Consider the following 19,671-nt stretch of genomic DNA (forward strand, 5'->3'; position numbering starts at 1 on the left):
TCTTGCTCATCGAGCAGGCTTCGCGAGCCGATGCTGCTTCCGTGGAGAGTCAGCTTCAAGCTCCATCGCGAGAAGAGGGCGCCGGCGAGGCCATCGCCGCGGCGATTGCGCACGAGGTCAACAACCTCCTGACGCCCGTGGTCGGCCTGGCAGATCTACTCCAGCACACCGATGGCGACCAAGAGATCCGGGACCAGTTGATCGAACGCGCAGTGGACCGATGCCAGCGAGCAGTCGCAATTTGCTCGCTACTGGTCGACCTGACCAAGGCGCCGGAATCTCATCCGTCATGCAGCCTGCGAGACGCGCTCCGCGATGCCGCAAGCGCCGTTGCCGACCGTGCTCAAGCGGGTAGCGTGTCGATCGACATCGCCTTCGACGACGCCGGGCAACTCGGCGTGCCCCGGATCGTGGCCGAGCACGTCGTGCTCAACCTGCTACTCAACGCGATCGCCGCATCACCCCAGGGCTCCAGGATCACCATCTCCGCTGCCTTCACGCCCGCATCCGCGTGGCATCCGGCGGGCTGGAGTATCTGGATTAAGGATCGGGGCACGGGCCTGGACGCCAGGAGCGTGGCCGACATCAACCGCGGAGGCTTGCCGCAGGGCTCCAAGGGCATCGGCCTGGCGGTCGTCCGCATGCTCTGCCAGCGGTGGGGCGGCCGCTTAAGCGTCGACTCTGACTCGGGCCACGGCACAACGTTCCACGTGGAACTTCCTGCGAGCTAGGCCGTCAGCACGACGGCGTCATGAGGCGCCACCTCGAGGCTCACCTGGCCCTTGAAGGCGCTCTCGGGCCCCGGTGCGAACTCCGAGACGTTCAGCGATGCCCCACCGCTCATCTCAACGCGGTGGTGGGCCACATCGCCCAAATACGTCGAAGTCGCCACCGAACCCCGGATCGTGCCAGCCTTGGATGCCTTGAGGCTCTCCGGCCGCATGGAGATGGTCACTCGCTCGCCTGCCTTGGCGTCCGCAGCCAGCGTTCCTCGGATGCTGCCGTGATCGGTCTGGACACCAATGACGTCGCCCGCGGCTCCGTTCTCGTCGAGCGTGCCGGGGAGGAGATTGGTTTCGCCCAGGAACGCAGCCGCGAAGGTGGTCGTGGGGCGGCGGTACAGTTCCATCGGCGAGCCTGCCTGTACCACCTTGCCATCGCGCATGACGGCAATTCGATCTGCAACGCTCAGCGCTTCCTTCTGGTCGTGCGTCACGTAGACCGTCGTAATGCCGGACGACTTGCAGATGCGTCGGATCTCTTCCCGCAGGTCATTGCGAAGCCGAGCATCGAGATTCGAGAGCGGCTCGTCCAGCAACAACACATCCGGACGGATGACCAGAGCGCGCGCCAGCGCCACCCGCTGCTGCTGACCGCCCGAAAGTTCGCCCGGCTTGCGATCCGCGAGGTGAGCGAGTTGCACGTCCTCGAGGGCTGCCCGGGCCCGCTGCAGCCGCTCTTCCTTGGCCAGCTTGCGGACCTTCAAGCCGAAGGCCACGTTCTCGGCGGCCGTCATGTGCGGCCAGAGCGCGTAGCTCTGGAACACCATGCCCGCGTTCCGTTGATTCGGGTTTAGTTTGGTAATCTCACGATTGTTGAAGTGGATGGAGCCGGCGCTCGGCTCGATGAAGCCAGCGATCATGCGAAGCAGGGTGGTCTTGCCGCAGCCCGAGGGACCCAACAGAAAAAAGATCTCCCCTGGTTCAATGACAAGGTCGATGGCGTCGACGGCCTTGACCCGCCGGTCTGCCCGGCCGAAAGTCTTCGTCAGGCCCGCGATCGTGATCCGAGTTGGCATGAGCCGAGGATATGCCCGGGCGGTTCCGGGACACGCGTGAACAGATTCCGGACAAAATAAGAATATTGTGCAGCTAGAACCTATCTTCGCCCGAACATGGTGGCATGAAACCAAACATGAGCCATACCGATAGCCTCGCCCAGATCGACCGCCTGCGCGGTTGGCGCACGCGATCGCCCCGGCTGAACCTGGAAAACGAGTTCCGCCAGGCTCGCCTGGGATTCGATGCCGTCGCACGGTCGGGCCAGTCGATCCAGCAGGCGTGGGCCGCGCTGGCGCCAAACGGCCTGGGCGAACGAGCGGCCGCCGACCGCGTGACGCGGGGCGTCCTGGCCGTGCGCGTGTCGAACGGGGCGGACCAGCACGCTGCGGCGCGCTGGCTGCGCAGTGGGGGGGCACTGGCGCTGTCTCGAGCGGCGGGGGTGCCTATCCGCCGGTGGAAGTTCGAGCAGCGACCGCGGGCGTAATCGTCTCGTTCAGGTCAACAGTCGCGGCGCGACGATCATGACCCAGGCCGTCACGGCGCCCGCAAAGAGCAGGTTGAGCAGGACGCCGGTGCGCGCCATCTGCATGATGGTGACGTGACCGCTTGCAAAAGCCACCGCGTTGGGCGGCGTGGCCACCGGCAGCATGAAGGCGCACGAGGCCGACACGGCCGCGGGCAACAGCAGGTATGCGTCATCGATGCCGAGCACCGGTCCCGCGGCGGCCAGAACGGGCAGCAGGGCGGTGGTCACGGCTGTGTTACTGGTGAGTTCGGTCAGGAACGTCACCGTCAGGCACAACCCAAGCACGATGAGCCAGATGGGAACACCCTGGAGCCGCGCGAACTGCTGCCCGATTGCGGCGTCCAGGCCGGTGGCGGTGACCGCTGCCGCGAGGCTGAGCCCGCCGCCGAAGAGGAGCAGGATGCCAAAGGGCGCCCGGCGCGCCGTTTCCCAGTCGAGCGCGAACGTGGTCCAGCGTCGATCAACGGGAACGACGAATAGCGCGACGGCGGCGAACATCGCAATCTGGGCGTCGCTCAGCGTGATGCCCAGCCGCTCGAGGCCCGGCAATTGCATGATGAGATCCTGGAAGATCCACAAGCAGGCGGTGATCGAGAAGATGATCAGGACCACCCATTCGCCCGGCTTCATAGATCCAAGCTTGTGCAGTTCCTCTCGCACGACCGATCGACTGCCGCCAACGGCGCCGCCGATGCGGAAGAGCGGGCCGATGAGCAGCACGTAGGCCAGCGGCAGCAGCACCACGACGAGCGGAAGTGCGTGCAGCATCCACCGCCCGAAGCTGATGGTGTACTCGCTGCGCTCCTGCACGAAGCCGGCCAGCACCGCGTTGGGCGGCGTGCCGATGAGCGTGGCGATGCCGCCGATGGAAGCCGCATAGGCAATCGCAAGCACGAGGCACGTCGAGAAGCGCGCGCGGGCGCCGTCCGGGGCGTCAGGATTATCCGGCAGCGTGGCCAGCACGCTGGTGGCAATAGGAATCAGCATGATGACCGTGGCGGTGTTGGAAACGAACGCGCTGAGCACGGCCGTTGCGAGCATAAAGCCGGCGATGATCGAGCGCGGGCCCGTGCCCACCGCCAGGATGGTCAGCAGCGCGATGCGCTTGTGCAATCCCCATCGCTCCATGGCCAGCCCCAGCATGAAGCCGCCCAGGAAAAGGAAGATCACCGGGTTCGCATAGGGCGCGGCGGTCTCGGTGATGGTGGTGGCGCCCAGCAGGGGCAGCAGGGCGAGGGGAAGCAAGGCCGTCGCGCTCAGCGGCAATGCCTCGGTCAGCCACCAGATGGCCATGAGGCACGCAACCGAGGCGGTCACGCGGGCGGCCGAGCTGAGCTCAATGGGCCCATCGGTTCCGGGAACCGAATCGGGGAGTGCCAGCGCGACGACGATGGCGGCGGCCGGGCCGAGGCCCAGGCCGATGAGCGACGCCCATCGCTGGAGGCCGGACGTGGTGTCTCGATCGGGAATGCCCGCTTGCTCTGCCATGATCGCGATGATACGGGCCGGCTCGAAACGTCCACCGCCCATCGGCCGTAGGGAACAAGACGGGCGCCCGGCCTGCCACGATTGATCCCATTGGAGACGCTTCTTATGTCACCCCTTCCTGCCCCTGGGTTTCGTTCGCTTGCGTGCAGCGTGTCTGCGTTCTCGATCCTGAGCCTTTGCGGGCTGGCGGCGGGCCAGCAAGTCGCGCCCGAGCCGCAGGCCGCCGGGCCGTATGAGGATCACAAGCTGGTTCGCCTGCCTGCGGCAACGCGTCGGGTGGTGCAGGCCATCGAGTCGCTGGACGCCGACGTCTGGACGCACACCATCCGCCCGATGCAGCCAATCGAGCTGCGGCTCGATCCCGAGCAATATGCGCGATTCGTGGACCTGGAACTCACCCACGACGTGCTGGTCGACGACTTGCAGGCCGTGGTCGATGCCGAGCGTGCGCGGATCGAAGCCCGCCAGCAGCAGGACGACCTGACGTTCTACGACGAGTATCGGACCCTGGATGACTTCTGGGTACGGTGGCAGCAGATCTCGGACATCAACCCCGACGTGGCCGGCTTCCAGGTGATCGGCCAGTCGCTTGAGGGGCGCGACATGCCCGGCTTCGTGCTCAACGGCAACGGGGCCCAGGGCAAGCCGGTCATGCTGATCAATGCCTGCCAGCACGCCCGCGAGTGGGTCAGCCCTGCGGCGGTGACGTATCTCATCGAGCAGTTGGTGGATGGCTACGGCGATGATCCGCGCATCACCAGGCTGCTGGACGAGCTCGAGTGGGTGATCGTGCCCATGATGAACCCCGACGGCTTCGACTTCACCTGGACGGACGAGCGCTTCTGGCGCAAGAACCGGCGCGACATCGACGGCAGCGACGAGTTCGGCGTTGACCTGAACCGCAACTGGTCGGTCGCGTGGGGCCAGCCGGGGGCGAGCGGCGACCCGGCGAGCCAGACCTATCGCGGCGCGGGGCCGTTCAGCGAGCCCGAGCTGCAGACGTTCACCGCGTTCGTGGGCGATCGTCGCGATCGCACCGTGATCCACCTGGACGTGCATACGTACGGCCAGCTCGTGCTGCATCCGCTTGGCTATTCGTTCGAGCCTTCCGAGGATGACTCGGTGTTCCAGGAACTCGGCGAGGTGATGGCCGGCGGCATCTTCGAGGAAACCGGCGCCGACTACTTCGTGGGCCAGGGCAGCAGCGGGCTCTACCTCACCAGCGGTTCGGCCAAGGACTGGGTGTACGGCGAGACCGCTGGCGAGGGCTTCGGCTGGACGATCGAGTTACGGCCGATCGCCAGCGGCCTGGGCGGGTTTGACCCGGAGCCGGACCAGATCCTGCCGGCCGGCCGTGAGCTGCTCGAGGGCGTGCTTCGCGCTGCCGAGAAGATGGCCGAGCCGCTGCGCTTCCACGTCACCCCGCAAGCGTCCGGCGCGCCGGTGGGCGAGGCGTCGCTGCGGTTGTTCGAGGTGCGCAATGGAGTCGACGAACTCGACCCGGCCACGGTCCGCGGGTTCGTTCGCACGAGCCCGAGCAACGACTTCGTGCCCGCGACGGTGCAGTTGATCGAGGGCGAGGATTACTCGATCGAGATTCCCGCGCTGCAATGCGGCGAGCTGGGCGAGTTCTACGTCGAGGCGGCAACGTTGGACGGCACGGTGTACCGCTATCCGGCCGCGGGCGTGCTGACGCAGCGGTCGACTGATCCGATCGTGGTGTCGCGCGACGCGTGCGAAGTGGTAGGCGACTGGATCGCCGGACTGCCCGACGACACGGCCGTCCGTGGCCAGTGGGGCAACGCCGACCCCGAAGCGACCGATGCACAGCCGGAAGACGATGCGTCGGCGGACGGCACCAACGGCTGGTTCACCGATGGTCGGGCGGGCAGCGCGCTGGGGGACTTTGATGTGGATGATGGATTCACGTCGCTGGTCTCGCCGGTGTTCGACGCGACGATGACCGGCGGCAAGGTCAACCCCGAGGCGTTCGTGTCGTTCGCGCTCTGGTACAGCAACGACCAGGGTTCGGCGCCCGGGCAGGACACGTTTGCCGTCTTCATCAGCAACGACGATGGCGTGTCGTGGGAGTTGCTCGACGCGACACAGCAATCGACCGACGGTTGGGAGACCAGGCGATATCGCATCGGCGACGTGCTCGAGCCAACCGATCAGATGCGGTTGCTGTTCATCGCCGCCGACGAGGACCGTGGCTCGATCGTCGAGGCAGGCATCGACGAGCTGATGGTGGAGGTCGACTGCGGTCCGCCGCATCCGGCCGATCTGGACCGTGACGGTTCGCTGACGCTGTTTGACTTCCTGCTCTTCCAGTCGCTGTGGGAGGCGGGCGATCCGGCCGCGGACATCGATCGCGACGGCGCCTTTACCCTGTTTGACTTCCTGGGCTATCAGACGCTGTTTGATTCCTGAATTGGCATGAAAACGACAGGAATCTCGAAGATCGACGCATGAGTCAGACGCTTTTCTTTCGCTCTTGAGTGTGGCACGCACACCAAGCATGAAAGGAAAGAGCCATGCGTACGCACTCGTGGAAAATCAGTCTGATTGCGGCCGCGGCGGCCTTGCTGGCCGGCGGCCTTTCGCCCGCGCTCGCCCAGCCGACGTGCAGGGCCGATCTGGACGGAGACGGTCGGCTGACCATCTTCGACTTCCTGGCGTTCCAGAACGCCTTCGTCACCGGCGATCCGCTGGCCGACTGGGACGGCGATGGTGAGCTGACGCTCTTCGACTTCCTTGCCTACCAGAACGACTTCGATCGCGGCTGCGATCCGCTGCCCGGTTGCCGCGACTTCCAGGTGATCGATCCGTTCGAAGCGCAGTACGGGGAGAACATCGAGCTGGGCCTGTACAACCAGATGCAGGTCGACGTGCCGGCGATCATCCCGCTGGGGCCCGACTTCACGCAGGTGCAGGCGCCGCGCAGCAGCCACCTGCCGTATGAATACTTCGAGGACTTCCAGCTGGGCTTCTGCGGCGATCTTGGTCAGTTCGAGCTGCGGATCAACGAGCCGGGCGTGTACCACCTGGTGCGCTTCGGCCCGACGGGCACGGACATCACCGCCGTGTTCGCCGGCGTGACCGCCGAGATCGAGAGCGACAAGGACGCCAAGACGGGCACCAGCTCGACGCTCGAGATCCACGAGCCCGACCTGGTGATCTCCGACAAGGTGGGCACGCACTCGCTGCGGTGGAAGTACTACATGGATCAGGAGGGCTACACCGTCGAGGAGGTCACCGACGTGGCCGACGCGACCATGGAGGTCTGCGACGCCAAGCCCGTGAAGAAGCTGATCATCGCCAATCACGGCACCGACGGCCAGATCTCGATGGGCGACGGCAACACGCGGCAGGACGGCAAGTGGATCGGCAAGGACGCCGACAACGGCAAGCTCGGCGCCTACCAGACGTTCGTCGACGCCCTGAAGGAAGACGGGAAGTTCGCCAACGACGCGGAGATCTGCCTGATCGGCTGCAACGTGGGCGACGGCACCGAGGGCCAGAACCTGGTGGACTGCCTGGCCATGGACCTGGGCGTCACGGTTCGGGCCACCAAGGGCACCGTGACCTACACGCAGCGCAAGGACGGCACGGTCGAGGTGAGCCAGTCGGGCTCGGGGTGGACCGTCGGCACGCCGTAACAAGCCGACTCGTCGAACAACGAACGCCCGGGCGAGAGGCTCGGGCGTTCTTGCTTGCTTGCTTGAGTGCGGGAGTTTCAGGCCGCGTGACGTTCGACGGCTTCGATGGCGCGCATCACGTCGCGGCAGATGGGGAAAAGGCGGTCCAGGCGGGTGAGCTTGAAGAGGCACTCCACGTTGGCCGCGGCATTGACCAGGGCGACGCGGCCGCCGGCCTTCTGCAGGCGGGTAAGCAGTTCGACGAGCACGCCGATGCAGGCCGAGTCCATGTAGTCGACGTTCTGGAGGTCGAGCACGACGTGGCGGGCGGGGGTCTGGCCGGGCTCTGTGAGCTTGTCGGTCAGGGCGACGACCAGGGCGGCGGCCTCGTTGCCCGAGAGCGTGCGCTCGCGCAGCGTGGCGATGATGGTGCTGCCGAAGCGATCGAACGTGGCCATGCCCGAAGCGTCCGAAGCCTGGGCGGCCATGGACTCGACGTCGGGTCCCCGCTGGTTGTCGGGGCGCTTGGAGTTGTCCTTGCCAAACAGGCGTGAGAGCATGGCGTCCCCCTTACGTGAGACTGGTGCGGTCGGAAGCGACGGGGCTTAGCGAACCCAGCCGTGGGCCGGTCCCGAATTGTCGGGGCGGTTTCGGCGAAGGGGCTTGGCCTTAAGTCGGCCGGGCTGCGCCTCGGTCGGCTCTTCGGTCTCTGGAATCACCGCGGGCGAGCCCGGGGTGGGATTGGCGGCCGGTACGGCCGGCGCCGGCGTGGGCTGTGCCGGCACGTGGGCCGGCGAGGGCACGGGCGGCGTCGAGCCGTGCGTGCGCTTCTGCTGGGCCTCGTCGAGCGATCGATCGAGCTTCTTCAGGATGTTGCGGAGTTCCTCGAACTCCCGCTTGCCGTTTTCCATAGTCGTGCCTCCCGCACCTTGGTTGCCTTCAGGCATCGGCGCGATCCGGACGCCACTTTCTTCAAAGTGAAGACGGGCACGGAGTTTGTGAACCCATTCGCCCCCAGGGCCCTCCAGGACGCCCTGCGGGCGAAATCGTTTTGGGAGTTCGCGGACTTTGGGGTACCCTGCGTGCGCGAAGTGCGACACCGGGGGCCGAGTATGGGGGAACTTCTGGACATTCGACGCGCCGCGCGTTGCCTCGCGGCCCTTCTGGTGGTGGTGCTGGGGTGCCTGGCCCTTGGGATGGAGCGTCAAGGCACCGCCGTGGTCTTGCATGTGCGGGTGGAGGGGCACATTGATTCGGTAGCCATGGTCCGAGAACTTCAGGGCCACCTTGAACGCGGCGCCGATCCGAGGTTTGAGGGTGTTTTGCTTGAGCTGGGGCCCGGCCGGATCCGCGATGACTTGGCATGGACGCTCGGTTCGGCGATCTCGGCGGCTCGTTCGCCGGTGTGGGTGTGGCTGGCCGGGGATGGCGGCGATGCGGGCCCCGAGCAACTCGAGCTTGCCATGCTGGGGACGGCTTCGTGGATCGATCCGGGGGTTTCGGTGGTGTGGGAAGGCCCGCCGGCGTGCGGCGAGTTGATGCCCGAAACGGTGGATCGGGACCGCATGGTCCGAGAACGCTACTCGTCGCTCTGGGTGGCTCTGGAGCGGCGCGGCGCGAACACCCGGCTGGCGGAAGGGCTGTTGCGCCCTTCGGCCCCACTGCGGGCCACGCGCGTGGTCGCGGGCGAGTGCGAACTGGTCCAGGGGCCGGTGGCACCCGGGGAAGACCGGGGGCTGCTGACGCTGGTCGAACCGGTCGCCAATGGCGGGACCCGCGGGCACGTGCCCCCGAGCGTCGCCGTGGCGCTGCACATGGTGGATGGGGTTGAGCGATCGGCTCGGCTCGTTCTTCGGCGGGCGTTGGGCGAGGATGCCGCGCGGGGCCTGCGCACGGAGCGTGTAAGCCTGAAGAGCGATCTGGCAGCCCAGATCGAGGAAGCGCATAAGCAGATCGCCATCGCGCGGGCCGAAGCGGCGCTGGCCCGCGACCAGTTGCGTGAGCGCATCGAGAGCGGGCTGGGCCGGGGCGCGTACGACAGGGCGGTGCGGGCGCGGGCCCGAGAGGCGCTGGCCACGGTGGAGCGGGGGGAGGCCGCGCTCCAGCAGTTCGAGTCGCTGGCGGACGAGCACCCCGAGGTGCTGCGAACGCGGGCGCCGGTGCAGGCCGACCTGCCGGGCGTGGAGGAAACGGCCGCCCGGGCCTGGGCACGGGAGATCGAGTACATCCGACGCGGCTTGGCCTCGACCCGGGCCGAGGCGATGGCGGAGTCTCAGGGATAGTGACTATCTCTGCGGGACCTCGTCGATCGGCCGGGCGAGCGGGTCGCTATTGTGGCCTCTATGAGCGGTGTGAATGGAGAAGGTGCGTCTGAGGCCACGGGGGGTGACGGCGCCGACGTCGTGTCTCGCGGCGGCGGGCAGGGCGGCCGGAAGGGCAACTCGCCGCTCGCCTCAGCCAGCCACGCGATGGCGCTGCGCGAGGCCTTCTGGCACGACATGTGTCGGGAGATCCTGACCACGCTGTCGGCCGAGATGTTCCGCCGCCAGGCCCAGACGCCGGCGATGGAACTGCCCGGCGGGGGGCAACTCGTCAGCAGCGTGGCGCCCTCGCAGCCCGAACCCGAGTTGTTCGACGGGCGAATGGCCATCCTGACCCACGGGGGCGAACGGATCCCCATCGGCGAGGTGCACCCGATGCTGGCGTGCGGTGTCATGGGCGACGACGCCGACCGGGCGGTGTCGCAGGCCGTCGAGTGCAGCATCTTTCAGGTGAAGACGCCGGCGGGGGAGTTGTACACGATTCCGGTGCACGAGATCCGAGCATTCCACGCCCTGACGCCGGAATTGATGGAGCGAATCGAAGAAGCGGGGCGTCAGAACCGTTCGCTGCGCCGGGGCAGCGAGGGGCGCGAGATGCCGTTTGGCTTCGAGGCGTACACGTCGCTGGCCCGCGGAGAGCGTGAGAACCAGAAGGATGACCCGTACTACCCGGCACCGGAAGAAGCCGCTTCTGGCGGCGGGCGCTGAGCTCCAGGAGCGTGCATGACCCGAACGTTGCTTGCCATTCCCGTCTACAACGAAGAGAAGTACGTGGAGCGCGTGCTCGGTCGCGTGAGCGCGTATCTGCCCGACGTGCTGGTGCTTGATGACGGCTCGACCGACCAGACGCCCTCGCTGCTGGCGAAGTTTCCGGTGGAGGTCATCCGCCACGCGCACAACCGGGGGTACGGACGCTCGCTGATGGACGCGTTCCGGTGGGCCGCGGTGGACCGGTTCGACTGGGTCATCACGATGGATTGCGACGAGCAGCACGAGCCGGCGTCCATTCCCGATTTCCTGGAGGCCATCGAGCGTGACGACCTGGACGTCGTCAGCGGCTCGCGATATTTGGACGTGCACCCCGAGAACGACGCGCCGCCCGAGGAGCGACGGCGCATCAACGGGATGATCACCGAAGAACTGAACGGCCGGCTTGGCCTGAAGCTGACCGACGCGTTCTGCGGCTTCAAGGCCTACCGCGTATCGGCGCTCAACCGGCTGAACCTGGACGTCGACGGCTACGCATTCCCGATGCAGTTCTGGGTGCAGGCCGTGGCCGCGGGGCTGCGCATTGGTGAGCTCCCGGTTCGTCTGATCTATAACGACGCGACGCGTTCGTTCGGCGGGCCACTGGACGATCATGATCACCGGTTGACGCACTACCGCGAGGTGTTGACGCGCGAGCTCGAGCGATGCGCCGATCGGTTGCCGCGGCGATGTCCGGCGTGATAGATCGCCTGCTCGACTCGGTCGTCGTGCGCGCCGAGGCGGGCGCATCGGTGGGTGCGTTGCGATCGCCAACGGCCGCGAAGGCGGCGGCGCGGGCCGAGCTTGGTTTGCCGACGGATCGGCCCATCGTGATGGTGGGCCACCAGGCGGAGGTGTGGCACGCGGGCATCCTTGCAAAGCTGTGCGCAGCGGCTGCGATCGCGGCGCGGCACGACGCGGCGCTCGTGTGGTTGACGCCCGACCAGGACGCCAACGAACCAACGATGGTGGCGTATCCGGCCCAGACGCACGAGGGGCGGCTGAAGCGGCGCGAGTGGCTGGTCGACGCGTCGGCGTTCGTCAGGCCCGGCACGCCGACGGGTTCGCGGCTGGCGATCGAGCCGGGGAGCGTTCCGCGCGACGCGCGCACGGAGTGGCCGCACTCGGCTGCGCGTGATGGTTTGGAGCGGATTCGGGCGGCGCTCGAAGACCGGCGGGGCGAAGCATCGCTTGCCCGGCAGTACACGATGGCGGCGCTCGACATCGTGCAGGAAGGACTGGGCGTATCGGTCGATCGCGTGCTGATGGCGTCGGAGATGTCGCGGGGGGCCGCGTTCGGCATGTGGAGCGAGCGCATGCGGCGCGAGGCGCGCGGGTGCGTACTGGCGTACAACGCGGCGGCGCAGAAATGGCCCGAAGCAGGCGTACGCGATCTGGAGATGGGGCCGCGGTGGGAGCTGCCGCTGTGGGCGTTGACGCCGGAGAAGCCCAGGCAGGCGGTGTACGGCGACGGTGAGCTGTCCGGCCGGCTCGCGCCGCGTGCGTTGGCGATGACTGGCTTTGCGCGCACGTTGCTGTGCGACGCGTGGGTGATGGGCACGGGCGGCGAGGCGTACGACGCGGTGACGCGGGCCTGGCTGGAGGCGTGGATGGGCACGGCGGACTTGTCACCGGGCGTCGTGGCAACCGCGACGCTCCGCATGCCGCTGCGAGAGGGTCCGTTGCCCGATGCCGAACGCGCCGCCGACGCGGCGTGGCGTGTGCACCATGCAAAGCACCATCCGGCGATGCTCGATCAGGAAGACCGGCAGCGCAAACGCGATCGATTGGTGCTGGCGATGGCATCTGCGCCGCGGCACTCACTCGAGCGAAAGAAGCTCTTCAGCGAGATGCGCGACGTGTTGCATCGGGCTCGGCATGAAGGAGAGGCTCACCTCGAATCGCTGCGGCGCGAGGCCGAGGAAGAGCACCAGCGGTTGCAGGACATGGAGCAGGTGCTCGATCGCACGTGGCCTTTTGCCTTGCACGATGATTCGGCGTTGAAGGAACTGGATGCGCGGGTTCGCGATGCCGCGGAGGTGCTGGCGTGAGGTGGCTGGGATTGGTGCTGGTGGTGCTGGTGGTGCTGCTGGCAGCCTGCGGCGAGGCGCCTGCGCCGCCGCCCGGGGCTGGCGTGCGCATCGCAACGACGAGCCCGGCGGTGGGCATCATGCTGCGGGACTTTGGAGCCCAAGACCTGGCCGTGGGACGATCGGGCTACGACGTGGCGCTCGATCCGGCGCTGCCGGTAGTGGGGGATGCGGCGGGCATCGACCTCGAGCGGCTGTCGGCGGTGGGGGCGACGCACGTGTACTACGAATCGGGCGCGTCGGCCGTGCCGGTTGGGCTGACCGAATTGGCAGATGACGTCGGCTTTGAGGTTCGCGCATTCGAGCTGACCAGCCTGGAGCAGTTGATCGAGTTGGCGAGCGACGTGCATCGCTTGGTATCGGACGAGGTGGATGCCGGACGCCCGCCCGTGGAACGCTTCGAGGACGCGCTCGAGCACAACACAGACCTGGCTGGCGCCGGGCGGGTGCTGTTGCTGATGCCCGGCACGCCGGCGGCGGCGCTCGGCCCTCGGTCGGTGCATCACGAGGTATTGATTCGGATCGGGGGCACGCCGGCGATCGAAGACGGCCGACCCTACATGCCGCTGGACGCCGAGGACGTGCTGGAGATCGGGCCGGACGCGATCGTGCTGCTGGCGCCGGGGAAGGCCGAGGACTGGCGGGATTTGCTTGGACCGCTGGCCGAGCTTCCGGTGCCGGCGATCGAGTACGGGCGTGTGGCAGTGCTGCGCGACGAGGAGGTGCTGATGGCCTCGACCTCGACGCTTCGGTATGCCGACGCGTTGCGGCAGCGGCTCGAGTCGTGGGCGGCCGAGCGCTAAGGCCCGTACGATGGGCCGATGAACGAGACCCAGAGCCCCAGCGAGACGCAGCTTGACCCCGTGGCGATCCTGAACGATCGGTTCCGGGCGGGGATCGATCGTGCGTTTCCCGAGGTCGCCGGCCGGGCCGACCCGTTGATTGCGCCCAGCAAGAAGGCGGCGATGGGTGACTTTCAGTGCAACGCGGCGATGGCGCTGGGCAAGATGGTCAAGCAGAACCCGCGCGAGGTGGCGGCGGCGATCGTGGACGCGGTCGACGTGTCGGACATCGCCGAGCCTCTTGGCGAATCGTCGATCGCCGGGCCGGGGTTCATCAACATCACGCTGCGCGGGCCGGCCCTGGCGGGTTTGCTCGGCGAGATGGCCGGCAAGGACCTGGGCCTGCCGCCGGTCGCCACGCCGCAGAAGATCGTGGTCGACTTATGCGGCGTGAACCTGGCCAAGCAGATGCACGTGGGGCACATCCGGGCGATCGTGATCGGCGATGCGATCGCGCGGACGTTCGAGCGGCTGGGGCACGAGGTCATCCGCCAGAACCACGTTGGTGATTGGGGCCTGCCCATCGCGATGGTGGTCGATGAGCTGCACCGCGAGAGCCAGGCCGGCCGGCTCGACCTGGACGCTGTGACGCTGGACGACCTGGACGCGATCTACAAGGCCATGAAGAAGCGCACCGACGCGGGGCGCACGGGCTTGCGGCTTGCGAAGAAGTGGGACCTTGGACCCAAGGTGCTGGCCGAGCTGGAGGCCGAGGTGGCCGACGCCGATGAGGCGATGGCGCGTGCAAAGGCGACGCTGGTGGCGCTCCAAGGCGGCGAGCAATGGGCCGTCGATCTCTGGCAGCGCATCAGCGACGTGACGATGGGCGCGTGCATGGACGCGTGCCGGCGGATGCACACGCGGATCACGCTGGAAGCGAGCGCGGGCGAATCGAGTTATCGCGATGAATTAGCGCCGATGGTCGAGGATCTGGTGAAGCGCGGCGTGGCCGAGGAAGACGGCGGGGCGCTGGTCATCCGCGGCGAGGGGAAGGACCCGCCCGCGCTCGTACGCAAGGGCGACGGCGGGTTCCTGTATGCCACGACCGACGTGGCCGCCATCCGCCGGCGCGTGCAGGACTTGGGCGCAAGCCGCGTGATCTATTGCGTGGACGTTCGCCAGGCGATGCACTTCCGCCAGGTGTTCGCCGCGGCCCACAAGGCCGGATATGCGACGACGCCCGATGGCGTAGAGGCGTCGCTCGAGCACGCCGCGTTCGGCACGATCCTGGGTACCGATGGCAAGCCCTTCAAGACGCGCTCGGGCGAGAGCGTGAAGCTGCAGGACCTGCTGGACGAGGCGCACGACCGGGCCGAGCGCGTGGTGGCCGAGCGGAACGATGCGCTCAACTCCGAAGATCGCGCGAAGACCGGCGAGGTCGTGGCGATGGCGGCGCTGAAGTTTGCCGACCTGTCGAACGATCGCGTTCGCGACTACGTGTTCGACTTCGATCGTATCCTGGCGTTCGAGGGTGATACCGGGCCGTACCTGCTGTATGCGCTGGTGCGCATCCGCAGCATGTTCCGTGAGGCCGAGTCTCGCGGCGTGGGCGATGGCTGGAAGGGCACGAGCGTGCGCATCGAGCACGAGGCCGAAAAGCAGCTCGCGATGGCGCTCTTGCGCTATCCGTCGGTCGTGCGGGCGGTGGGCGAGCACCTGGAGCCGCACCGGCTTTGCCAGCACATGCTCGAAATCGCGAACCGCTTCAGTGGGTTCTACCAGTCGTGCAAGGTGCTGGGAGCCGACGACGAGGCCACGCGCGACAGTCGGCTGTGGCTGTGCGACCTGACGGCGCGCGTGCTGGAGGACGGTCTGGGCGTGCTGGGGTTGCCGACGCTCGATCGGATGTAATCGAGACACCCGCAGACGAGTAGGTGTCGGCGTCCGCGATATCGTGGAGCGCACGAAAAAACGGGCGACCCGCAAGGGCCGCCCGTTCTTGATTCAGATCAGACCAATCGGCTTCTGAAGATCAGAAGCTGAGCTGGAACATCGTGCGGATGCCAGCCTGGGGGTCGCCGTTGTCGGGCAGCAGGGCGAGGCCCTCGCTACCACCGGCGAGCGGAGTCATGTTGACCGTCTCGAAGACGAAGAACACGTCCGCGACGAACTTGGCGCTCTGGTCGCCGTAGATGTAACGGGTATAGCCGAACGTCAGGGCGGCGAAGTCATCGACGCCATCGGCATCGGCCAGGATGTAGTCGAAGCGGCCGGCGATCTCGTCGTTCTCGCTGAAGCGGTAGGCCGCCTGGGCGATGAAGCCGATGTCCGAGACGTCGCCAGCGGCGCCGGCATCGGCGTCTTGGAAGATGAACGCGCCATAGACGCTGAAGCCGTTGCTCTCCCACTGACCGTCAGCGGTGATGCTGAGCAGGTCGAGCTCGCTGGTAGCGCCGCTACCCAGCGCGTAGGTGCCGTCACCCTGCTGGTAGAAGATCGCACCACCGAAGCGGAGGGCCTGCTCCTGGCCCTGGGTGGCGGTGAAGTCCTTGAAGTCGCTCCAGGCGCCGCTGACCTTGTAGTCGAAGCGACCGCCGATGGAGAAGTCGGCCTCGGCCTGGCTGGCGAAGCCGGTGTTGGCCGTGTTGAAGCCGTCGGAGAAGTTGACCTCAACCTTGTAGTCGTCGTCCTCGTTGCCGGCGTAGATGAACGAGATGCCCTGGCTACGACCCTGGCTGAAGCGACTGTTGGTGAACGAACGGTCGACCAGCGGCTGGCTACCCGAGGAAACGAGCTCCTCGTACAGGAACGGGGCCTTGAACTGGCCAAACTTCAGCTTGGCGTCGTCCTCCATGCCGGGGACGGGGGTGGTGATGTAGTAATCGAGCAGGGAGAACTCGCCGCCATTGCGGTCGAAATTACCCTGGACGTAGTAATCGAACTCGCCGACCTCACCCTTGGCGCCCAGGCGAGCACGACGGTTCTGGAAGCCGGTGGCGTAATCCTCGCCGCTGGCGGGCACCGGATCGTCGATCAGGGTGATGTTGTACTGAAACTGGAGGCGGCCGAAGATCTGGGGACCGGTCGCGGCGCCCTGGCTGAGCGTGGCGCGCGAGGCGTCGCTGCGGGTTTCCGCGGCGAACGAGCGGGCTTCGTCCAGGCTGGAGGTTTGAGCGATCGCGGTGCCACCAAGGCCCATGGCGAGGCCCGCGAGCAGCACTGTGGCCTTCGTGTGACTCATCGTACGAGACTCCTTCTTCGAGATCTGGGGCGGAAGACTGGCCGCCCGACTCCACCAGCGTGCCCGGCCGCACGTTGCATTGGCCGGCCGCACGTCGTTGCCGATGGTCTGGGTTCCACCCACGCCACCGACCCATCGGGCTCGACCATGAGCCCCCAAACATGGCTGGCGACGGCTCATCCTGAGCCAGGCCCGTCAGCCGGAACCGGCATCCCCAAGATGCCGGTGGTAACCCTGCTTTGTCGGCTTGCCGGCTCCCGGCTTCCACGAAGCCGGTGTCTGCAAGCCTTCGAATCGTTGCGGGAGCCGCTTTGAACGGCCCTGTTCCGCAATGCTTCGGCCCACATCCGGGCGAGAAGCCGAGATCGTAGCAAGCAACTTAGCCCTTGCCAACTACAGGTCCGATCAGTTTTTCGGCCCGATCCATTCGTGGACACCAGAATCTGCTCATGATTGCGAAGATATGTTAAAGTCGTGTGTATCCAGCCCGGGAGGCTTGCCATGACGCCCAACAATCCCACACCCGACAGGGCCCGAGCCCGGGCCAAGCGGGACGTACAAGAGGACCAGGGCATGGTCGCGAGCCATCAGAAGGCCAACGAGAAGCTGATCCTGATCGTTGAGGACGAGCGGGATCTCTCGGATCTGCTCGATTACAACCTCAAGGGCAATGGTTATCGGACAGTTGTCGCCCGCACCGGCCCCGACGGGGTCTCCAAGGCCCGGGCCCTGGGGCCGGACCTGGTGCTGCTGGACCTCATGCTGCCCGAACTCTCGGGCACGGAGGTCGCCCGCCAGATCCGGGCCGACAAGAGCATCAGCCACGTGCCGATCATCATGCTGACGGCCAAGGCCGACGAGGTGGACCAGGTGGTGGGGCTGTCGGTCGGGGCGGACGACTACGTCACCAAGCCCTTCTCGATGAAGGTGCTGATGGCGCGGGTCGAGGCGGTGTTCCGGCGGACGCAGAGCCACAACCGCGTGAGCGAGCAGGTGCTGCGGCTGGGCGGGGTGGCGCTGGACCTGGAAACGCACGAGGCCACGCTCGAGGGCGAGGCAATCCCGTTTACGCTCACCGAGTTTCGCCTGCTGTCGGCCCTCATCGAGGCGGACGGAAAGGTGCTCTCGCGCAGCGCCCTGATGAACCATGCCATGGGCCCGGGCGTGACGGTCACCGAGCGGACCATCGACGTGCACATCACCAGCATCCGGCGGAAGATGGGCCCGTGGGGCCGGCACATCAAGACCGTGCGAGGGGTGGGCTATCGTGCCGTGCACGAATTGACGCCGGCATAGCCGGACCCTCCGGGCGGTGACACCTTGACCGATTCGACTGGCAAACGCTGGTTCGTGCTCGCGGGCGTGGCGGTGGCTGTCGCCTTCGTGCTGCTCGTGTTGAAGACCCCGGGTTGGTCGGTGGGCGTGGCCATCGCCTTCGCAGGGGCCTGCACGTGGCGCGGCGCGTTGTTGGGCAACGCGGCGATTCGATCGGCACGGACGCAGGCGATGCGAAGCGCCGATTCGGCTGCGGCATTCGAGGCCGCCCACGAAGAACTTGCGACGGTGCTCGAGGTGATCGACGAGCCCATCCTGGCGTGCGACGGCGCCCAGACGGTGGTGCTGGTCAACGACGCGTGCGAGCAATGGCTGGAAATGCCGCGCGACGACCTGCTCGCCCGGCCGATCGACGAGGTGTTCACGAATGCCGAGGCCCTGTCGCTGCACGCGCGGGCGTCGCGGGGCGAGGCGTGTCGGAAGCGATTGACCTTCGCCGGCGAAGGCGGCAACCGTGTCGCCGACGTGTCGGCCTTACCGATTCCGCCGATGGGTGGCCAGCCGGGTCGCGGCGTGGTGCTGGTCTTGCGAGACGTCAGCGAGCTTTCACGGGCGCTGGAGATCCGCACGGATTTTGCGGCCAATGCCTCGCACGAGCTTCGCACGCCAATCGCGGCGCTTCGCGGGGCGGTCGATACGTTGCAGGGGCCCGCCAGCGAAGACGACGTGATGCGAACACGCCTGTTGTCCATGCTCGACGAGAACGTCACGCGCCTTGAGGACCTGATCCGTGATTTGCTGGACCTGTCACGGCTGGAGGCATTAGAGGGCTCGGTTCGTCTTTCCCGCGTGCCCGCCAGCGAGTTAGCGCGCGTGCTCACCGAGAGCTTCGAGCCCATGTGCGAGCGCGGCGGCGTGGCGTTGCGGTTCGATCTCGATCCGGCCCTCGAGCAGTTGCGCACCGATCGCAACCTGCTGACCATCATCTTGCGAAACCTGATCGAGAATGCCATCAAGTTCAGCTCGGAGGGCGACGAGGTGCTCGTGCGCGGCCGCGTCGAGCAGGGCGAGGAGCCCGGCGGCTCGCGCACGTGCGTGTTCGAGGTGGTTGATCAGGGCGTGGGCATTCCGTTGCCCATGCAGCAGCGAATCTTCGAGCGGTTCTACCAGGTCGACACGTCTCGCGATGGCAGCAAGATCGCTCGGGGCACGGGCCTTGGTCTGGCGATCGTCAAGCACGCCGTACGTTCGCTGGGCGGAGCCATCCGCGTCAAGAGCGTGTGGCAGCGCGGCACCACGATGACGGTCGAGCTGGGCGGCGCCGTCCCCCCCGAGCCCGTGCGGGGTGGGCCGGGCGACGCGGTCTGACTGCTACCTCGGGGCCCATTCGACGCCGTGGAGTTGCTCCAGGCGCCTGGCCCATGCCTGGAGGAGGGCCTGCTGGGCATCGCGATCGCCGTCCGGCTCGATGAAGGCGCGAAGGGTGAGGGTGCCGTTGCCGTGATCGGTGGCCGAAACGTCGCCCTGGCGGCTCTCGATGGCCAGGAACGAGGCGCCGTAGGTGTCGCCATCCCACGCGCCGCGGAGCAGGGCGGCCTGGGCGGATTCCAAGCCGATGAGCAGGGCCCGCTCGACGTCGTCGCGGTCGCCGGGCACGGGTCCGAGAACGCTGGGATCGTTCGTGGGCACGATGTCGCGGTCGGGTCCGACGCTACAGCCCGCGAGCAACCCCGCGAACAGGGCTACGAATAGAACGGGAAAGCGGTAGGATTGTGTTCGCAT

Annotated in this window: 18 protein-coding genes; 12 read left to right on the forward strand and 6 right to left on the reverse strand. The window is 67.1% G+C overall.

All coding sequences use genetic code 11. From position 1 onward, the window contains the following. Positions 1-41 precede the first annotated feature (41 nt). Positions 42-731, forward strand: a complete 690-nt coding sequence (locus RIE32_08580; protein ID MEQ9096303.1) for a HAMP domain-containing sensor histidine kinase — start codon at positions 42-44, stop codon at positions 729-731. Here the strand turns inward: RIE32_08580 and RIE32_08585 are convergent. Next, positions 728-1,798: an ABC transporter ATP-binding protein gene (locus RIE32_08585; GenBank protein ID MEQ9096304.1), complete on the reverse strand. Its 1,071-nt coding sequence runs from the start codon at positions 1,796-1,798 to the stop codon at positions 728-730. The two genes, RIE32_08580 and RIE32_08585, sit on opposite strands and share 4 nt — an antisense overlap. A gap of 116 nt (positions 1,799-1,914) precedes the next feature. On the opposite strand from RIE32_08585, the gene RIE32_08590 reads away from it, so the two are divergent. Further along, a complete protein-coding gene (locus RIE32_08590) occupies positions 1,915-2,265 on the forward strand; it encodes a hypothetical protein (GenBank protein ID MEQ9096305.1) in 351 nt (116 codons plus the stop codon). Positions 2,266-2,274: 9 nt separating this feature from the next. Here the strand turns inward: RIE32_08590 and RIE32_08595 are convergent, their stop codons facing one another. Next, a complete protein-coding gene (locus RIE32_08595) occupies positions 2,275-3,795 on the reverse strand; it encodes a DASS family sodium-coupled anion symporter (protein ID MEQ9096306.1) in 1,521 nt (506 codons plus the stop codon). Between the two features lie 150 nt (positions 3,796-3,945). Between RIE32_08595 and RIE32_08600 the strand changes: the two genes are divergently transcribed. Together RIE32_08600 and RIE32_08605 are read left to right on the forward strand one after the other, a co-directional pair. Continuing rightward, complete coding sequence (locus tag RIE32_08600; protein MEQ9096307.1) at positions 3,946-6,225, forward strand: M14 family metallocarboxypeptidase; 2,280 nt, start codon at positions 3,946-3,948, stop codon at positions 6,223-6,225. A 104-nt stretch (positions 6,226-6,329) separates the two neighbouring features. Beyond that, positions 6,330-7,454, forward strand: a complete 1,125-nt coding sequence (locus RIE32_08605; protein MEQ9096308.1) for a GC-type dockerin domain-anchored protein — start codon at positions 6,330-6,332, stop codon at positions 7,452-7,454. A gap of 77 nt (positions 7,455-7,531) precedes the next feature. Here RIE32_08605 and RIE32_08610 read toward each other — a convergent pair whose 3' ends face one another. Together RIE32_08610 and RIE32_08615 are read right to left on the reverse strand one after the other, a co-directional pair. Further along, on the reverse strand, positions 7,532-7,993 hold the full coding sequence (locus RIE32_08610; protein MEQ9096309.1) for an STAS domain-containing protein: 462 nt from the start codon (positions 7,991-7,993) through the stop codon (positions 7,532-7,534). Between the two features lie 45 nt (positions 7,994-8,038). Next, entirely contained in the window at positions 8,039-8,344 is a 306-nt protein-coding gene (locus RIE32_08615; protein ID MEQ9096310.1) for a hypothetical protein, read from the reverse strand. Between the two features lie 201 nt (positions 8,345-8,545). On the opposite strand from RIE32_08615, the gene RIE32_08620 reads away from it, so the two are divergent. From RIE32_08620 to argS, 6 genes are read left to right on the forward strand one after another with little or no spacing between them, the layout of a single operon-like run. Further along, a complete protein-coding gene (locus RIE32_08620; GenBank protein ID MEQ9096311.1) occupies positions 8,546-9,715 on the forward strand; it encodes a hypothetical protein in 1,170 nt (389 codons plus the stop codon). Between the two features lie 60 nt (positions 9,716-9,775). Continuing rightward, positions 9,776-10,462 carry a hypothetical protein gene (locus tag RIE32_08625; GenBank protein ID MEQ9096312.1) on the forward strand — a complete coding sequence of 229 codons (687 nt, stop codon included), beginning with the start codon at positions 9,776-9,778 and terminating at the stop codon, positions 10,460-10,462. Between the two features lie 15 nt (positions 10,463-10,477). Next, complete coding sequence (locus RIE32_08630) at positions 10,478-11,203, forward strand: glycosyltransferase family 2 protein (protein MEQ9096313.1); 726 nt, start codon at positions 10,478-10,480, stop codon at positions 11,201-11,203. Beyond that, positions 11,167-12,552, forward strand: coding sequence for a hypothetical protein (locus tag RIE32_08635; protein ID MEQ9096314.1), 1,386 nt, complete (start codon positions 11,167-11,169; stop codon positions 12,550-12,552). Before RIE32_08630 ends, RIE32_08635 begins: the two co-directional genes overlap by 37 nt. Then, positions 12,549-13,394 carry a hypothetical protein gene (locus tag RIE32_08640; GenBank protein ID MEQ9096315.1) on the forward strand — a complete coding sequence of 282 codons (846 nt, stop codon included), beginning with the start codon at positions 12,549-12,551 and terminating at the stop codon, positions 13,392-13,394. The genes RIE32_08635 and RIE32_08640 overlap by 4 nt, the downstream gene beginning before the upstream one ends. Before the next feature lie 18 nt (positions 13,395-13,412). Continuing rightward, the gene (gene argS, locus RIE32_08645) at positions 13,413-15,284 is read left to right on the forward strand and encodes an arginine--tRNA ligase (GenBank protein MEQ9096316.1); all 1,872 of its coding nucleotides are present in this window, start codon (positions 13,413-13,415) and stop codon (positions 15,282-15,284) included. 121 nt (positions 15,285-15,405) lie between these two features. Here the strand turns inward: argS and RIE32_08650 are convergent, their stop codons facing one another. Continuing rightward, positions 15,406-16,614: a porin gene (locus RIE32_08650; GenBank protein ID MEQ9096317.1), complete on the reverse strand. Its 1,209-nt coding sequence runs from the start codon at positions 16,612-16,614 to the stop codon at positions 15,406-15,408. A gap of 501 nt (positions 16,615-17,115) precedes the next feature. On the opposite strand from RIE32_08650, the gene RIE32_08655 reads away from it, so the two are divergent. Next, on the forward strand, positions 17,116-17,910 hold the full coding sequence (locus tag RIE32_08655; GenBank protein MEQ9096318.1) for a response regulator transcription factor: 795 nt from the start codon (positions 17,116-17,118) through the stop codon (positions 17,908-17,910). A 24-nt stretch (positions 17,911-17,934) separates the two neighbouring features. Further along, positions 17,935-19,257, forward strand: a complete 1,323-nt coding sequence (locus tag RIE32_08660) for an ATP-binding protein (protein ID MEQ9096319.1) — start codon at positions 17,935-17,937, stop codon at positions 19,255-19,257. Positions 19,258-19,260: 3 nt separating this feature from the next. Here the strand turns inward: RIE32_08660 and RIE32_08665 are convergent, their stop codons facing one another. Continuing rightward, complete coding sequence (locus RIE32_08665; protein ID MEQ9096320.1) at positions 19,261-19,671, reverse strand: hypothetical protein; 411 nt, start codon at positions 19,669-19,671, stop codon at positions 19,261-19,263.

The organism is Phycisphaerales bacterium (assembly GCA_040221175.1).
Classification (GTDB): domain Bacteria; phylum Planctomycetota; class Phycisphaerae; order Phycisphaerales; family UBA1924; genus JAHCJI01.

What these genes read in the sequence shown, in the direction of transcription:
- RIE32_08585 (MEQ9096304.1), bottom strand. Translation starts at nt 1,798, where the DNA reads ATGCCAACTCGGATCACGATCGCGGGCCTGACGAAGACTTTCGGCCGG.
- RIE32_08590 (MEQ9096305.1), top strand. Translation starts at nt 1,915, where the DNA reads ATGAGCCATACCGATAGCCTCGCCCAGATCGACCGCCTGCGCGGTTGG.
- RIE32_08595 (MEQ9096306.1), bottom strand. Translation starts at nt 3,795, where the DNA reads ATGGCAGAGCAAGCGGGCATTCCCGATCGAGACACCACGTCCGGCCTC.
- RIE32_08605 (MEQ9096308.1), top strand. Translation starts at nt 6,330, where the DNA reads ATGCGTACGCACTCGTGGAAAATCAGTCTGATTGCGGCCGCGGCGGCC.
- RIE32_08610 (MEQ9096309.1), bottom strand. Translation starts at nt 7,993, where the DNA reads ATGCTCTCACGCCTGTTTGGCAAGGACAACTCCAAGCGCCCCGACAAC.
- RIE32_08615 (MEQ9096310.1), bottom strand. Translation starts at nt 8,344, where the DNA reads ATGGAAAACGGCAAGCGGGAGTTCGAGGAACTCCGCAACATCCTGAAG.
- RIE32_08620 (MEQ9096311.1), top strand. Translation starts at nt 8,546, where the DNA reads ATGGGGGAACTTCTGGACATTCGACGCGCCGCGCGTTGCCTCGCGGCC.
- RIE32_08625 (MEQ9096312.1), top strand. Translation starts at nt 9,776, where the DNA reads ATGAGCGGTGTGAATGGAGAAGGTGCGTCTGAGGCCACGGGGGGTGAC.
- RIE32_08630 (MEQ9096313.1), top strand. Translation starts at nt 10,478, where the DNA reads ATGACCCGAACGTTGCTTGCCATTCCCGTCTACAACGAAGAGAAGTAC.
- RIE32_08635 (MEQ9096314.1), top strand. Translation starts at nt 11,167, where the DNA reads ATGCGCCGATCGGTTGCCGCGGCGATGTCCGGCGTGATAGATCGCCTG.
- argS (MEQ9096316.1), top strand. Translation starts at nt 13,413, where the DNA reads ATGAACGAGACCCAGAGCCCCAGCGAGACGCAGCTTGACCCCGTGGCG.
- RIE32_08650 (MEQ9096317.1), bottom strand. Translation starts at nt 16,614, where the DNA reads ATGAGTCACACGAAGGCCACAGTGCTGCTCGCGGGCCTCGCCATGGGC.
- RIE32_08655 (MEQ9096318.1), top strand. Translation starts at nt 17,116, where the DNA reads ATGACGCCCAACAATCCCACACCCGACAGGGCCCGAGCCCGGGCCAAG.
- RIE32_08665 (MEQ9096320.1), bottom strand. Translation starts at nt 19,671, where the DNA reads ATGCGAACACAATCCTACCGCTTTCCCGTTCTATTCGTAGCCCTGTTC.